General features: G+C 27.7%; 17 protein-coding genes and 2 other annotated features. Of the genes, 13 read left to right on the forward strand and 4 right to left on the reverse strand.

Annotated features, from left to right (window positions below; translation table 11 throughout):
- Window positions 1–24: 24 nt before the first annotated feature.
- Window positions 25–1,107, forward strand: a complete 1,083-nt coding sequence (locus P4S50_RS05995; RefSeq protein WP_277733727.1) for an ABC transporter ATP-binding protein — start codon at window positions 25–27, stop codon at window positions 1,105–1,107.
- Window positions 1,101–1,691, forward strand: coding sequence for a CDP-alcohol phosphatidyltransferase family protein (locus P4S50_RS06000; protein ID WP_277733728.1), 591 nt, complete (start codon window positions 1,101–1,103; stop codon window positions 1,689–1,691). The genes P4S50_RS05995 and P4S50_RS06000 overlap by 7 nt, the downstream gene beginning before the upstream one ends.
- An 18-nt stretch (window positions 1,692–1,709) precedes the next feature.
- Here the strand turns inward: P4S50_RS06000 and P4S50_RS06005 are convergent, their stop codons facing one another.
- Window positions 1,710–2,270: a 3'-5' exonuclease gene (locus P4S50_RS06005; protein WP_277733729.1), complete on the reverse strand. Its 561-nt coding sequence runs from the start codon at window positions 2,268–2,270 to the stop codon at window positions 1,710–1,712.
- Window positions 2,271–2,426: 156 nt separating this feature from the next.
- Here P4S50_RS06005 and P4S50_RS06010 point away from each other — a divergent pair, with 156 nt between their 5' ends.
- Complete coding sequence (locus P4S50_RS06010) at window positions 2,427–2,675, forward strand: hypothetical protein (RefSeq protein ID WP_277733730.1); 249 nt, start codon at window positions 2,427–2,429, stop codon at window positions 2,673–2,675.
- A 48-nt stretch (window positions 2,676–2,723) separates the two neighbouring features.
- Here P4S50_RS06010 and cls read toward each other — a convergent pair whose 3' ends face one another.
- Window positions 2,724–4,163, reverse strand: a complete 1,440-nt coding sequence (cls, locus tag P4S50_RS06015) for a cardiolipin synthase (protein ID WP_277733731.1) — start codon at window positions 4,161–4,163, stop codon at window positions 2,724–2,726.
- A 355-nt stretch (window positions 4,164–4,518) separates the two neighbouring features.
- On the opposite strand from cls, the gene P4S50_RS06020 reads away from it, so the two are divergent.
- From P4S50_RS06020 to P4S50_RS06030, 3 genes are all read left to right on the forward strand, one after another.
- Window positions 4,519–5,388 (forward strand): metal ABC transporter solute-binding protein, Zn/Mn family, encoded by an 870-nt coding sequence (locus tag P4S50_RS06020; RefSeq protein ID WP_277733733.1) that lies wholly within the window; start codon window positions 4,519–4,521, stop codon window positions 5,386–5,388.
- A 69-nt stretch (window positions 5,389–5,457) separates the two neighbouring features.
- Window positions 5,458–6,564, forward strand: a complete 1,107-nt coding sequence (locus P4S50_RS06025) for an amidase domain-containing protein (protein WP_331489703.1) — start codon at window positions 5,458–5,460, stop codon at window positions 6,562–6,564.
- Between the two features lie 111 nt (window positions 6,565–6,675).
- Entirely contained in the window at window positions 6,676–6,876 is a 201-nt protein-coding gene (locus P4S50_RS06030) for a cold-shock protein (protein WP_277733734.1), read from the forward strand.
- A gap of 206 nt (window positions 6,877–7,082) precedes the next feature.
- Here the strand turns inward: P4S50_RS06030 and P4S50_RS06035 are convergent, their stop codons facing one another.
- The gene (locus P4S50_RS06035; RefSeq protein ID WP_277733735.1) at window positions 7,083–7,280 is read right to left on the reverse strand and encodes a hypothetical protein; all 198 of its coding nucleotides are present in this window, start codon (window positions 7,278–7,280) and stop codon (window positions 7,083–7,085) included.
- A gap of 184 nt (window positions 7,281–7,464) precedes the next feature.
- On the opposite strand from P4S50_RS06035, the gene P4S50_RS06040 reads away from it, so the two are divergent.
- The 7 genes from P4S50_RS06040 to P4S50_RS06070 all read left to right on the forward strand — a co-directional run bounded on the left by P4S50_RS06040 (window position 7,465) and on the right by P4S50_RS06070 (window position 14,452).
- Entirely contained in the window at window positions 7,465–7,878 is a 414-nt protein-coding gene (locus tag P4S50_RS06040; RefSeq protein ID WP_277733737.1) for a CBS domain-containing protein, read from the forward strand.
- Window positions 7,879–7,947: 69 nt separating this feature from the next.
- Window positions 7,948–8,163: a binding site (T-box leader), on the forward strand.
- A gap of 39 nt (window positions 8,164–8,202) precedes the next feature.
- Window positions 8,203–8,418: a binding site (T-box leader), on the forward strand.
- Window positions 8,419–8,550: 132 nt separating this feature from the next.
- Window positions 8,551–9,354, forward strand: coding sequence for an ABC transporter substrate-binding protein (locus tag P4S50_RS06045; protein ID WP_277733738.1), 804 nt, complete (start codon window positions 8,551–8,553; stop codon window positions 9,352–9,354).
- Between the two features lie 12 nt (window positions 9,355–9,366).
- Window positions 9,367–10,017, forward strand: coding sequence for an amino acid ABC transporter permease (locus P4S50_RS06050; protein ID WP_277733739.1), 651 nt, complete (start codon window positions 9,367–9,369; stop codon window positions 10,015–10,017).
- Window positions 10,010–10,732 (forward strand): amino acid ABC transporter ATP-binding protein, encoded by a 723-nt coding sequence (locus P4S50_RS06055; RefSeq protein ID WP_277733740.1) that lies wholly within the window; start codon window positions 10,010–10,012, stop codon window positions 10,730–10,732. The genes P4S50_RS06050 and P4S50_RS06055 overlap by 8 nt, the downstream gene beginning before the upstream one ends.
- Before the next feature lie 368 nt (window positions 10,733–11,100).
- Window positions 11,101–12,183 carry an NAD(P)H-dependent flavin oxidoreductase gene (locus P4S50_RS06060; protein WP_277733741.1) on the forward strand — a complete coding sequence of 361 codons (1,083 nt, stop codon included), beginning with the start codon at window positions 11,101–11,103 and terminating at the stop codon, window positions 12,181–12,183.
- A 19-nt stretch (window positions 12,184–12,202) separates the two neighbouring features.
- On the forward strand, window positions 12,203–12,646 hold the full coding sequence (locus P4S50_RS06065) for a MarR family winged helix-turn-helix transcriptional regulator (protein WP_277733742.1): 444 nt from the start codon (window positions 12,203–12,205) through the stop codon (window positions 12,644–12,646).
- Between the two features lie 579 nt (window positions 12,647–13,225).
- Window positions 13,226–14,452: a cation:proton antiporter gene (locus tag P4S50_RS06070; protein WP_277733743.1), complete on the forward strand. Its 1,227-nt coding sequence runs from the start codon at window positions 13,226–13,228 to the stop codon at window positions 14,450–14,452.
- 36 nt (window positions 14,453–14,488) lie between these two features.
- On the opposite strand, the gene P4S50_RS06075 is transcribed toward P4S50_RS06070, so the two are convergent.
- Complete coding sequence (locus tag P4S50_RS06075; RefSeq protein ID WP_277733744.1) at window positions 14,489–15,238, reverse strand: peptidylprolyl isomerase; 750 nt, start codon at window positions 15,236–15,238, stop codon at window positions 14,489–14,491.
- Between the last annotated feature and the right edge of the window lie 76 nt (window positions 15,239–15,314).

Here is a 15,314-nt window from a genome sequence, read left to right on the forward strand (position 1 = left end):
ATGACATGAGAGGAAGATTTGTTAATGACTAAGCTATGTTTGAAAAATATAAAGAAAACTTATGGGAAACATGATAAAAGATCAGAGTTTGATTTAAATATAGATGAACTTAAAATTGAGTATAGAGATTTTTTTGGAATAGTTGGAGGATCTGGATGTGGTAAAACAACTCTTTTGAAGATAATCGCAGGGCTTACTGATCTAGACTATGGAGAAATTTGCATGGATCAAAAAATAATTAATCAAATTTTACCTCAAAGAAGGAATATAGGTATGATATTTCAAGAAAATTTACTTTTTCCTCATATGAATGTTTATGAAAATATAGGTTTTGGACTTAAGATTAAAAAAGTTGGGAAAAAAGAAATTTCTAAATTGATAGATGATGTACTTCAATCTGTAGGGCTTAAAGGATTTGAAAAAAGATATCCAAATGAATTAAGCGGGGGGCAAAAGCAAAGAGTTTCTTTAGCTAGAGCGTTAGTATTAAAGCCTGAATTGTTACTTATGGACGAGCCTTTTAGTGCTCTTGATCCTAGGTTGAGGGAAGAAATGAGAAGTCTTATATTAAAAATTCATAAAGAATATAATATGACCATAGTGTTTGTAACTCATGATATAGAAGAAGCATTTAATTTATTTAATAATATGATTATAATGAAAGAAGGAAGGATAGTACAAAACGGATCTCCTATGCAAATATATGAAAATCCTATTAATACGTATGTAGCTAAATTTATGGGAATTAATAATATTTTATATGGAAATATTATTAATAAAATATTTATATCAAATGATTTAAATATAAACTTAGATAGATTTACTGAAGATAATCTAAGTGGGAATCTTATTTTAAAACCTGAATGTTTAAAAGTATTAAAATTTGATAATTGTTGTGAACACATAAATATTTTTGAAGGTATTATAAAAGAATGCTCGTTTAGGAAAGGTTTTATAGATTTTAAAGTAGATATTAATTCTACAGAATTTGAAATAATACAAGTGTATGAGTCGGATATAGAATTTAAAGTTGGTGAAAGAGTTTTAGTAAAATATGATGAAAAAGGACTTATATTTATAGCAGATGAGGGGGAAATACAATGTTAGATACTCATGCAAGAAAATATGTTAATCCTATGATAGATAAAGCTTCTACAGGATTTTTAAATCTGAAAATGACACCTAATCAAGTAACTGTATTAGCATTTATAACTGGAATAACAGCATCTTTTGCAGTGTATTTTGATTATAATGTAGTTGCATGTTTATTACTTTGGATATCGGGTTTTTTGGATGCTGTTGATGGAGCTATGGCAAGAAAAATCAATAATTCAACTCCTTGGGGTACTCTGCTTGATATTACTTTTGATAGAATTGTAGAAATATCTATTATAATAAGTTTGGCACTTAAATTTAATCAATTAGTATTTAACTATTTGATACTTACTTGCTGCATAATTTTTTCTATGACTATGTTTTTAACTGTAGGAGCCTTAAGTGAAAAAAATGGTATAAAGTCATTTTATTATCAAGCTGGTATAGCTGAAAGAACGGAAGGATTCATATTTTTTACGTGTATGATATTAATTCCAAGTAATATAGGTTTAATAACTAATATATTTTCTTTATTGATATTTATAACTGCAATTCAGCGTATGATGGAAGCAAAAAAAATATTTGCAAAAAAATAAAAGCTCGATATCGAGCTTTTATTTTTTTGTAGATAAATTAGAAAAATCCAGATTTTTAAACAGATGAATAAATATTTTGCAAGTATACTCAGCATCAATATCAGCTCTGTGCATATTTGTATCTTCTATTTGTATACCGCACAAAGCTAGTGCATTTGAAAGGCTGGCTGTTTTTCCTTTTTCCAGTTTGTTAATTTTAGAAAATTGCTTTTGTATATCCAAAAATTCATGAATCCAATTTGACTTTATATTATGGAGCTTACAATTTGTTTTTATATGGTAATAATCATCATATCCCCAAGAACACAATAAATAATCCTCACCTATCCATTCTTTAAAGGTTTTCATTGTTGATTTGAAGGGTTGGGCATCATCTATATCAACTTGTTTTATATTAGTTTTTTTCTTTATTAGTGAAAATAATTTGGAGAAATATTTTGGTTTTATAAAGGCTTGAAACCTGTCTATTATTTCTAAATTATTATTTAACTTAACTGCTCCTATTTCTATTATTTCGTTTGGTATCTTATGTTTAAACGGTTTACTATTTAATTCAAGATCAAAAATTATATAATTCAAAAAAATCACTCCTATTTATATTGCTGCGGATAAATCTATATGGGTTTTACTACATATTTACTTTTATATTCTATCAATAATTATAAAAAAAGAATAGTATATATAAAGAGTTTTTAATTAAATAGCTCTTTTACTATTATACGAGGTGAGATAAAGATGATAAGATGTCCTAAGTGCAATAAACAAATTTCAGATATACCGGGAAGCAGATGTCCTAGGTGTAAAAGAAAAATAACATCAAAGGATGTAGGGCATATAGTTTGTCCTGAACCCGGATGTAATGCTGTATTGCCTAAAAGCAGTGTTTATTGTCCAAAGTGCGGAGCTAAAATAAGAAGTGAGGGTATTGATGAGAAAGTTAATAAGGTAATGAGAAAAATTGAAAAAATATTGGAGTCGTTATAATAAAAAATAAACGAGGATATCCTCGTTTATTTTTTATGTTTAAGAAAACTATAATAGTGGAGACAACAGTCTTGAAATGGATTCTTTGAATTTTATTATTAAAGGTCTCTTGTTATACATTTCTATAGTAATCTGAGTACAATCATTAATATCATTTTCGAATATTAATTTGAATTCATTTGAAATTATGCTGTCATATATGAAAGCATTAACCTCAAAGTTTAGTTTGAAACTTCTAACATCCATATTAGCAGTTCCAACAGATGCTACTTTACCGTCTACAACTATTGTTTTTGCATGTATAAATCCTTTTTCATATATATAGCACTCAGCACCTGTTTTTAGTAATTCACTAGCATATGAAGATGAAGCCCAATATACAAACATATGATCTGGTTTATTTGGAATCATTATTTTAACATCTACTCCTGATAAAGAAGCAAGTTTTAAAGCATGAAGTATACTTTCGTCGGGTATAAAATAAGGTGTTTGTATATATATACTTTCTTTTGCTGAGTTAATCATTTTGATATAACCGTATTTTATTTGTTCCCATTCGGAGTCGGGACCACTTGATATTATTTGGACACCACTATTTCCATTTGAATTTATTTTAGGAAAATATTTAGGGCTTATTTCTAAATTTTTATTGTGAGCACTTCTCCAATCGAATAAAAATCTAGTCTGTAGCATATGAACAGCATCTCCTGTTATTTTGATGTGAGTATCTCTCCAATAGCCCATTTTTTTATTTAGGCTTATATATTCGTCTCCTATGTTAAATCCCCCTATAAAGCCTTCAGTACCGTCTATTACTGCTATTTTTCTGTGATTTCTATAATTTATATTAAGATTCAAAAAAGGAATTACTATAGGGAAAAAAGCTACAGCCTCTCCTCCGGCTTCTTTAAGGTCTTTAAAAAAATTCTTAGGTAGAGAATGACTTCCTATAGCATCGTATAGAAATCTTATTTCTACTCCTTGTTTAGCTTTTTTTGTAAGCTCATTCACTATTTTTTTTCCTAAAGAATCATTTTTTATTATAAAGTAAACCATGTGAATATGATCTTTAGCATTTTGAATACTATTTATCAATGATTCGAATTTATCGTTTCCGTCTATAAATATTTCAATATTATTGTTTTGTGTAAAAATAGATTCACTATGATTTAAATGCATATAAACCATATCTTTATAATCTTCAACACATATATCATTGAATTTTAAAGAGTTATTTTGAAGATCCAGTTTTTGATTTTTTAAAGCATTATTTATAATATCTGCTTCTTCTGGTCTTATTTCAAATATTTTTTTTCTGCTTAAATTTCTTCCAAACAATAAATAGATAATAAAACCGATATTAGGTATTAAAAGTAGAAGCATAAGCCAAGCTAGAGTAGCACTTGGCTTTTTTCTTTCTAAAAATATTATTGCAATTGCAAATAATATATTCAATATTAACACTACGGACAGTGTAGTTGAAATCATAAAAAAACCTCCTTTGATAATGTGTACAATTATGTATATAGTTTATTTAAAAATTGATGAAAATTCAATATCAATCTTTAATATATAGATTTCTAACAATTAAAATTTAATTGATTATAAAGTGAAACTTAATTATAGATAGAGTTTTTATTTTAGGCGAATTTTTAGTTGACTAAGTAATTAGGGGTAAACTAAATTACAAGCTGTTAAGTTCTTATTTATATCCTTAATAGTATACAGATTTAAAACTTTTAGCTTTTGGGTAAAATAATTGAATTATAAATGAGTTAATATGTATATTGTTAACTATTTATGTGAAAAATTATAGAGAATATATGAATAGGAGGAATTTTATATGAAAAGTAAGGTATTGATTTTTTTTGCCGTTATTTTGTCTATATTTATAATATCGGTTAATAAAAGCAAAACAATACAGACATCAAATGAGGTTTTGAGGCAGGAGGATAAGATTAAAGTTTACACTACAATTTATCCCATGTATGAATTTTCAAAGAATATAGGGAAAGATAAAATTGATTTAAGAATAATGGTTCCAAATTCAACAAAAATAAATCAATTTAAACCAAATGAAGAAATTATAGAAGATTTAAATGAAAGTGATGTATTAATATACAATGGATCAGAACCGTGGATTGATAATATTATAAATTCTATTTCAAATGATAAATTAATAATTGTAAAAGCATGTGATGGCATAAAAACTATAGAAAATGAAAAAAGAAATTTTAATATGTGTTTAAATCCTTTAAATGCAGTAGGACAATCAAACAATATAAAAAATGCTTTTATAAAAGCGGATAATAAAAATAAAAAATTTTATGAGAAAAATTATAATTTATTTAAACGAGAATTAATAAAATTAGACAATTTATATTCAAAAGAGATAAATAAATTAAGCAAAAAAAATATATTAGTTTCAAGTAATGCTTTTTCTTATATTGCAAATAGATATAATCTAAATCAAATAGATATTTCGGATATGTCTAAACAAGGTGATTTAGATAAATTCATAAATGACAATGAAATTAAATATATATTTTCAGAGAATAAAATAGATAAAAATTTAGAAAAAATATCAAAAAAACTAAACATTAATATTTTACATTTGGATTCTATTGATAGTTTGAACAATGAAATAAAGTCTGACTATATTGAAATTATGAGAGATAACTTAAAAAAATTGAAGATAGGCTTGAAATATTAATTTAATATTTATTCTATTTTAACAGTTAAACACATATAATTCCTTGAGTATATTTTAGGAGGTATAAATGTGTTTATCATAATGAATAAAAGAAAATTTATTATTAGCATTATATGTATACTAGCTTTAACTATATCTTTGAGTTCATTAGAAATTAAATCAAAGGTTATAACAGTTTTTACGGATAAAGAATGTGTTCAAATACTAGAAGAAATATTTGAAACAAGAAATAAAGCACTTTTAGATGGAGATGAGAGCAAACTAAATAACTTGTACGATAAAAGCACTAAATATGGAGTATGGGCATATGAACATGAGATGAAGAAAATGAAGTACTTACATATTTGGTCAAATAAACAAGGGATTACATTTAAAGATATAAAGACTAAAGTAAAGATAAATAGAATAAAACCTAAGGAAGGAGGATATTTGATAAATTTTACGGCATCAACTGAGTATGAATATGAGTATGATAATTCTAAAAATGAAACTAATATATTTAGAATAGGAACATATCATTCATTAAATACTATAAAAAATGAAGAAGGATGGTGTATAACTAAAGAATGGTATACAGATCCTTTTGCAGATTCTCTTAATTTAGAAAATATAAAATTTGATGATATTAAAAAACATATTTTAGAGCAAGAAAAAAGAGATAGTTCAAATATGAATGAGAGAAGAAAAAAAGCATTGGAATATGCAGATATGTTCTGTGGTGCAGCAGCAGATGAGGAGCATGATTATAAGTATAACAAGAAATATAGGAATTATAATCCATTAGGAGGAGATTGTGCTAATTTTGCATCTCAAATACTACATGAGGGAGGAAACTTTAGAAAAACAAGAGCGTGGAATTATGATTCTGGTGGAGCTACTAAAGCTTGGGTAAATGCACATGCATTCAAAAATTATATGATATATAGTGGAAGAGCTTCTTTAATAGCATATGGAGATTATGACAAGGTTTATAAGGCATCGTATAAACTTGAACCAGGTGATTTTGTAGCTTATGAAAAAAAAGGAAAGGTAACTCATATTTCGGTTGTGACAGGTTCTGATTCTAAGGGATATTCTTTTGTGAATTGCCATAATACTGATAGATATAGAGTGCCTTGGGATCTTGGTTGGAGTAATAAAAAAATAAAGTTTTGGCTTGTTAGGGTACATTATTGATAAGTTTGGCTATTATGTATTGACATTAGGGGTTAAATGTAGTATTTTAAATTATAATGTAACAAATAATATATTTGTTTCAAATTCGTTTTATTTAGGAGGATGTTTTAAATGAAAAAGGGAACTGTTAAATGGTTTAATGCAGAAAAAGGTTATGGATTTTTATCTATCGAAGGTGGAGAAGATGTATTCGTACATTTTTCAGCTATAGAAGGAGATGGATATAAGTCATTAGAAGAAGGACAACAAGTTGAGTTTGAAGTAGTTGATGGAGCTAGAGGTCCTCAAGCTGCTAATGTTGTTAAATTATAATATTTAATTTGTATATGATCTATATAGATTAACCATATTAAAAAGTCGCTTTTGCAAAAGCGACTTTTATTATACACAAGGAAACTACATGATTTTGAATTTGTGTATAACATTGATTGAAAAACTACACTTGCAACTATTTTTAAGCAACAGATTCGTGAGACTTATTGGCCCATGAGTCACCGTGTTAGCGAGTAGACGAATTTTTAGTTTGTATCATTTTTTGTATAAAATTTATTATCTACAAAGAATAATAAGGCAAATACATTTAAAACTCCTATAAGTGCTGCAAAAAATAACTTTTTAAAGTTATCTATCTGTGAAAATTGATATGATGATATTAAGCTTAAAACAATTCCGAACGAACTCATCAATAGACCTACAAATCTTATTATATTATTCAAAAAAATCCCCCCTCGAATAATTAAAGTTTTTAGTTAAAGTGAAATACTATATTTATAAGTATAACATGATATAAGTTGATTTTATTATGGGAATTTATACATTAGGTCAAGCTTGACATCTTTTTTAATCTCAAGTAACATATTAATTATACGGACTAAAATTTAAAAATAGGGGAGAAAACATATGAATATAGCTTTTTTTCTTACACCTAAAGTAGAGGTAGCTTATTTAACACCAGAATCGACAATGCGTCAAGCTTTAGAAAAAATGGAGTACCACAGATACACAGCTATTCCTATAATTAATGATGATGGAAGGTATGTAGGAACAATTACAGAAGGGGATTTGCTTTGGAAGTTAAAAAATACACCAGATTTAAATTTTAAAAATACTAGTAAAATTTTATTAAGGGAAATATCTAGAAAAATGGATAATAAACCTGTTTATATTGATTCAAATATAGAAGATTTGATTTCACTAAGTATAAATCAAAATTTTGTACCTGTTGTAGATGATCAAAAGGTTTTTATAGGGATAATAACTAGAAGTGATATAATAGATTATTGTTATAAATTTTTATTTAATAAAAAAAATTAAAAATGTGTTGACACTTTAAAATTATGTGTGTATAATACATATTAAGTTAAAAAAACAAACGAAATGACATCAAATCCAGAGAAGTGGATAGTAGATATGATGATTGTTAAAGCGAGCTAGAGTTGGTGTGAGTCTAGTAACATAGTTGTATTGAAGAGAGCCATGGAGGAGATTTTCTGAAATAGCAGTAGGAAAATACGGTACCTATCGTTAAAGGATAATGAGTGGATACATTTTTATTGTATCAACAAGAGTGGTAACACGGGCATATACCTCGTCTCTTATTTTTAAGAGACGAGTTTTTTATTATATAAAAATAAATATTTAAATCCAGAGAAGTGGATAGTAGGTATGATGATTGTTAAAGCGAGCTAGAGTTGGTGTGAGTCTAGTAACATAGTTGTATTGAAGAGAGCCATGGAGGAGATTTTCTGAAATAGTAGTACGAAAATACGGACCTATCGTTAAAGGATAATGAGTGGATACAGTTTTTATTGTATCAACAAGAGTGGTAACACGGGCATATACCTCGTCTCTTATTTTTAAGAGACGAGTTTTTTTTATATAAATTTATGTAGGGGGTGTTTAAAGAAAGAGTAAGTTAGTGCTTCACTTTAATGATTTAAATTGATAAAGTGGATTTAAATAAAAATATGAGAGGGGAAATTTGAAATGTTTAAAAAAATTGTTAATAAAATGATTGTTGTAGTTATGGTTTTATGTTTAGGAATGGTTTTCACAGGATGTGGGAAAAGTGATATTTCTCAATATGAAAAAATAAAAGAATCAGGAAAAATAGTAGTTGGTACTAGTGCGGACTATCCACCATATGAATTTCACACAGAAATAAATGGAAAAGATGAAATAGTTGGATTTGATATTGAAATTGCAAAAGAAATAGCTAAGGATATGGGCGTTGAACTTGAAATTAAGGATATGGATTTTGGAGGACTACTTGCAGCTTTAAATACAGGAACAGTTGATTTTGTAGTAGCTGGAATGACACCTACTGATGAGAGAAAAGAAAAAGTTGATTTTACTAATATATACTATAATGCAACTCAAGCTGTAGTTGTTAAAGTGGAAAATAAAGATAAAATAAAGTCAATGGATGATTTAAAAGGTAAAAAAATAGGAGTTCAAATGGGATCTATTCAAGAAGGTATAGCTAAAGATCAGGTAGAAGAAGCTGAAGTTAAGTCTCTTGGAAAAGTGTCTGACCTTATGCTTGAACTTAAAAATGATAAAGTGGATGCTCTAATAGTGGAACTTCCTGTAGCAAAAGCTTATGTAAATAAAAATAGTGATCTTGGACTTACAAATGTAACTGTAAAAGATGAAACAGGTGGATCTGCTATAGCTATAAAAAAAGGAAGTAAAGAACTTACAGATCAGATGAATAAGACGTTAGATAAATTAGTTAAAGAAAACAAAATAGAAGAATTTGTGGTTAAAGCGACAGATATGATTGATTAGGAGTTGAGTATAGTGGATTTTTCTTTTTTTAGTAAGTATTATATGTTCTTTTTAATAGGAACTAAAAACACAGTTTTACTTTCAATATGTTCAGTATTTATAGGTGTAATATTAGGTCTTTTTATATCTCTTATGAAATTATCTAAGAGTAAGGTATTAAATATAATATCTAGTGTATATATAGAGATTTTAAGGGGAACACCTATATTGGTTCAATTATTCATAGTATATTATGGACTGCCTACTTTAGGGATAGAACTACCTACTTTTGCAGCGGGTATAATGGCTTTATCAATTAATAGTTCAGCTTATGTTGCTGAAATAGTAAGAGCTGGAATACAAGCTGTTGATAAAGGACAAATGGAAGCTGCAAGATCTTTAGGAATGAGTAGTAATATGGCTATGAGATATATCATTATACCTCAGGGTCTTAAAAATATATTACCTGCTTTAGGTAATGAATTCATAGTTCTAATAAAAGAGTCTTCAATAGTTATGATGGTTGGTATACCAGATGTTATGTATAACACAAATATTGTAAGAGGAAATACATTCCAACCGTTTGAACCATTAATAGTTGCTGCTATTATATATTTTATATTAACATTTACACTTTCTAAATTTATGAACAAAATTGAAAGGGGGATGGCTGTAAGTGATTAAGATTAAGAATTTAAACAAAAAATTTGGAAGCAATCATGTTCTAAGAGGAATTGATGAACATATAGAAAAAGGTGAAGTAGTAGTTGTTATAGGTCCTAGTGGTTCTGGAAAAAGTACATTTTTAAGATGTCTTAATTTACTTGAGCACCCTACAAGTGGAGATATAATATTTGAAGGAAAATCTATAACTTGCAATACTAATAATATAAACAAACAAAGAGAAAAAATGGGAATGGTTTTTCAACAATTTAATTTATTCCCACATATGAGTGTATTAGATAATATTACTCTTGCACCTGAAAAACTTAAGAATATGAGTGAAGAAGAGTGCAAAAAAATAGCTATGGATTTATTAAAAACTGTAGGACTTGAGGATAAATCAAATAATTATCCTAAGCAATTATCAGGGGGTCAAAAGCAAAGAATAGCTATAGCAAGAGCACTTGCTATGTCTCCTGATGTAATGTTATTTGATGAGCCAACATCTGCACTTGATCCTGAAATGGTAGGAGAAGTGTTAGATGTTATGAAAAATCTTGCAGCAAATGGAATGACTATGGTTGTAGTGACTCATGAAATGGGATTTGCAAAAGAAGTTGGAGATAGAGTTATTTTTATGGATGGGGGAAAAATAGTAGAACAAGGAAGTCCTGAAGAAATATTTGAGAATCCTCAAAATGAAAGAACTAAGGATTTCTTAAGTAAAGTATTATAGTAAATTAATATAAAAATAATTCTTAAGATAACGCTTAATAGAATATATATTCTATTAAGCGTTATTTTTTATAATGAGTAGGAAATTAAATACCTATTTAAATTGAGGATAAGGTTGATGGAAGAATGGGAATTGCAATTATTTTGAGCAAAGGAGTGTCTGTTAAGATTTATTTGTGACACTATTTATGAATTAATATAAAGGAAATTTCTAGTATAGAGCGAATTTTTTATAATGAATAGGAAATTATAATCTTATAATATGTTAATAAAAAAATTAATCTATGTTGACTTTTAATATGATTTTTTATATACTTTGATTATCAAAAGGTTTGAATATCAAAATAAAAATGAAAGGAAGATGAATTTATGAAATTACCGTCTTTAAATATAGGGGAGTTAATAGCTAAGGTTCCAATTATTCAAGGAGGAATGGGAGTTGGTGTATCAGGTGCAAGACTTGCTGCAGCCGTTGCTAATGAAGGTGGAATTGGAGTTATATCAGGAGTACAGATAGGTTATAAGGAAGATGATTTTAGAGTTGATAATAAATCAGCAAATATAAGAGCTTTAAAAAGAGAAATAAAAAGAGCAAAAGATTTAAGCCCTAATGGAATAATAGGGGTCAATTTTTTAGTTGCAATGGAAAATTATAAAGAAATGGTAAAAGCTGCAGTAGAGGAAAAGGTAAACCTAATAATATCAGGAGCGGGTCTTCCTAAGTCACTACCAGATCTTATAAAGGGATCAAAGACTAAAATTGCTCCAATAGTATCATCTGCAAAAGCTGCAACATTAATATCAAAACTTTGGGATAGAAAATATAACTATGCTCCAGATATGGTCATAGTAGAAGGTCCTAAGGCTGGAGGACACTTAGGTTTTTCTATAAGCGAATTAGGAGCAATTCAGAACATAGATTTGGTTAAAATAATAAATGAAGTTAAAGAAAGTTTAAAGCCTTTTAAAGAAAAATATCAAAAGGATATACCTGTTGTTGTGGCTGGAGGTATATTTGATGGTGAGGATATAGCTAAATATATTAAAGCTGGTGCTGATGGAGTTCAAATGGGAACTAGATTTGTAGCTACTGATGAATGTGAAGCACATATAAACTTTAAAGAAGCTTATATAAACGCTGAAAAAGGTGATATTGAACTTATAAAAAGTCCTGTAGGTATGCCTGGAAGAGCGATTAATAATGATTTTGTTAAAAAAACTAAAATTGGAAGTATTCCAGTCAAGAAATGTTATAACTGTATCTCTGGATGTAGTCCAAAAGATATCCCATACTGTATAACAGATGCATTGGTTAGAGCTGTTAATGGAGACGTAGAAAACGGACTTATATTTAGTGGGAGTAATGCATACAAACTAGATAAAATAGTTTCTGTACACCAACTTATGAAGGAACTTGTAGAAGAATCTAGCGCAAAACTTAATACTATATAAATATAAAGTGGTGACAAATATGAATGAAAATGTTAAAACATTAAATAAATTAATAACAAGTATTTTTTATGATTTAACAGATATAGAAAAAAAAATATTTGCTCAAAGCCAGTTTAATGATATTTCAGTAAATGAAATTAGAACTATTCAAGCCATAGGAGTAAAAGAGCCTAGAAAAATGAGCGAAGTCGCTATGGATTTGAAAATTACAGTTGGAACTTTGACTATATCAATTAATAGACTTGTAAAAAAAGGTTATGTAAAAAGAGTTAAGACGGAAGAAGACCGACGTATAGTAATAGTTGACTTAACTGAAAAAGGAAAACTTGTTTATCAAACACATGAAAAATTTCATTATGAAATTATAGAAAATATAGTTTCTACATTGAATAAAAATGAACAGAAAATGCTTATACAATCGTTAGAAAATGTATGTGACTTTTTCAAATCTAAATACTATTAAAAGCTTATGCAATTTGCATAAGCTCTTTTTTATTCTTAAAGAAATTATATTATTTTTTGTTTTATGGATAACTTATTGAAAAGGCTAAATTTGCAAGTATTTTTGAGCAACGGAGCCTGTAAGGATCGTTGGCGACATGAGTCACCGCGTTAGCGAGTAGACGAATTTTTTTATAACGAATAGGAAATTATATTCATTTTTAATTTATGGATAAATATAATTTTCGTTATGAGTTTCAAAAAAGTTTACATTTAAGATTCTTCTAAAGAAGAACTTTTTTATGTATACTATTCTTAAATTTTTAGAGTATTAGGAGTTTTTCCGAATATGAATTAGGAAAGATCATAAAAAGCTAAATTTTGTATTTATAAGAAAATTATATTTATTGTAAATATAATTAAATTTTATAGAACGTTTGAAATATATAAGATTTTTAAGAGATATGAAGATAAATTGGATAAATCTAATCATTTAAGCTAGAAAGACAAAATATAGTAATATATGAAGTTTTTTAGTTTGTACCTTTTGATATATAATTGTTGAATCAGAATAACAGATATCATAAAGGAGGTTATGAAATTGGAAAATAGTACAGTGGTGGCAGTTAATGAAATACTGAGATTAACTGTTATAATATTGATTGTAGGAATGATTTTTTCAAAAATAAGTAAAATAGTTAAAGTACCAGATGTAGTATTATTTTTAATAGCGGGAATTATAATAGGTCCATCAGTTTTAAATATAGCTAGTATAGAGGCTTATCCTGTTGCTAATCAACTTATACTGACTTTTGGGTCAGCATATATATTATATGATGGAGGTAGAGAGGTAAAACTTAAGGTTTTAAATGATGTGAAAATGACAGTAGGATTATTGGCAAGTTTAGGAGTGCTAATTTCTGCTTTTTCAATTGGATTTATATCTATGAAGATATTCAATATTTCATTTATATCTGCTTTGTTGATAGGTTCAGTAATAGCATCTACAGATCCTGCAACATTAGTTCCAGTATTTAAATCCATAGCTATAAAAGATAGGTTAAAACAAACTGTAATAAGTGAATCTGCATTTAATGATGCAGTTGGAGCGATACTTGTTTTTTCAATACTTACAATAATAGATTCAGGAAAAATTTCATTAAGTCATAATATCGAAGAATTGTTGATAATGATTGCTGGAGGACTGATTGCTGGAGTGATTATTGGAATTTTGGCATCTATGTCTATATCAGAAGGTAAGTACGGATTTTTTTATGAATTTGCACCATTAGTTTCTATAGTTGCGGTTATAGCTTCTTATATGTTGGCTGAAACTATAGGGGGAAGTGGATATATGGCTACTTTTATAACAGGACTTTTATGTGGAAATAAAAAAACATTCAAACTATGGGTTCCTGAAAAACATTATCAAATACAAACTCATGTAAGAGAAACACTTGCAGTTATAATGAGAATTTCTATATTTGTTTTGCTTGGAACTCATGTTGACTTCATATCTTTAGGAATGTATTGGAAACAATCGCTTATAGTAATCGCTGCATTAGTTTTAGTTGTAAGACCTTTATCTGTAATAATATGTGTAATTTTTGATAGAAAAACAAAGTGGAGTATGAATGAAATATTATTTATGATGTGGGTAAGAGAAACTGGAGTAATACCAGCAGCACTATCTGGAATGATAATGAGTATGAATGTAGATAATAAAGGTGTTTTATCATCAGTAGTATTTATGGCAATCTTGATAACCTTAGGAATTCAAGCTAGTACAACAAAATGGGTGGCAAAAAAATTAAATGTATTAGAATAAATAAAAAATCCTCTTAAATTTAAGAGGATTTTTTATTTATTCGTTTATAGTAACACTATACTTAGATTTTAATTCTTCTACTTTTTCAAAGTATGTAACTTGTTGTTGTTTGTGGATTAATTGACCATATATATTGTCCTTAACTTCGTCAAAAGATTTTATTTCTGCATCTTTTTTATCAGTTAATTTGATTATATGATATCCAAATTGAGTTTTAACTGGCTCGCTAACTGCACCTTTCTCCATATTGAAAGCTGCGTTTTCAAACTCAGGAACCATTTGTCCCTTTGAGAAAAATCCTAAATCTCCACCTCTTTCGTTTGAAGGGCACTTAGAATATTTTTTAGCAGCATCTTCGAATGATAAACCGTTGTTTATTTCAGCTAATATGTCTTTAGCTTGAGATTCATCTTCTACAAGTATGTGGCTAGCTTGAACACCTTCAGCAGATTTGAATTGTTCTTTGTTGTTTTCGTAGAAGTCTTTAGCTTCTTTTTCTTCAACTTTTACACTGCTTAATAATTTGCCAATAGAGTATTGTTTTAAGAAGTTTTCTTTTATTTTTTTCATTTCATTTTTAAATTCTTCTTCTTCATCAGCATTATTTTCTATAGCATTTAAATAAAATAATTCTTGGTTAACTAAATCTTCTAAAAGTTTTTTTCTTCCTTCTTCTGATTGGAATTGCATAGCTCTTTGAGGACCTAGACTTTGAAGTGCAGAATCAACATCCATTGTAGTAATTTCTTTTGTGCCAACTACGGCTAAAACATCTTTTTTTTCCATAATTAAACTCTCCTTTAAAATCATATTCTCTCACATAATAACAAAAAAAATAAATTATGTCCAATTTAATTTAAGA

Origin of the sequence: Tepidibacter hydrothermalis, assembly GCF_029542625.1 — a bacterium.
Lineage (GTDB): Bacteria > Bacillota > Clostridia > Peptostreptococcales > Peptostreptococcaceae > Tepidibacter_A > Tepidibacter_A hydrothermalis.

Coding starts and splice junctions, on each gene's coding strand:
- P4S50_RS05995 (WP_277733727.1), top strand. CDS start 25: ATGACTAAGCTATGTTTGAAAAATATAAAGAAAACTTATGGGAAACAT.
- P4S50_RS06000 (WP_277733728.1), top strand. CDS start 1,101: ATGTTAGATACTCATGCAAGAAAATATGTTAATCCTATGATAGATAAA.
- P4S50_RS06010 (WP_277733730.1), top strand. CDS start 2,427: ATGATAAGATGTCCTAAGTGCAATAAACAAATTTCAGATATACCGGGA.
- cls (WP_277733731.1), bottom strand. CDS start 4,163: ATGATTTCAACTACACTGTCCGTAGTGTTAATATTGAATATATTATTT.
- P4S50_RS06020 (WP_277733733.1), top strand. CDS start 4,519: ATGAAAAGTAAGGTATTGATTTTTTTTGCCGTTATTTTGTCTATATTT.
- P4S50_RS06030 (WP_277733734.1), top strand. CDS start 6,676: ATGAAAAAGGGAACTGTTAAATGGTTTAATGCAGAAAAAGGTTATGGA.
- P4S50_RS06040 (WP_277733737.1), top strand. CDS start 7,465: ATGAATATAGCTTTTTTTCTTACACCTAAAGTAGAGGTAGCTTATTTA.
- P4S50_RS06045 (WP_277733738.1), top strand. CDS start 8,551: ATGTTTAAAAAAATTGTTAATAAAATGATTGTTGTAGTTATGGTTTTA.
- P4S50_RS06060 (WP_277733741.1), top strand. CDS start 11,101: ATGAAATTACCGTCTTTAAATATAGGGGAGTTAATAGCTAAGGTTCCA.
- P4S50_RS06065 (WP_277733742.1), top strand. CDS start 12,203: ATGAATGAAAATGTTAAAACATTAAATAAATTAATAACAAGTATTTTT.
- P4S50_RS06075 (WP_277733744.1), bottom strand. CDS start 15,238: ATGGAAAAAAAAGATGTTTTAGCCGTAGTTGGCACAAAAGAAATTACT.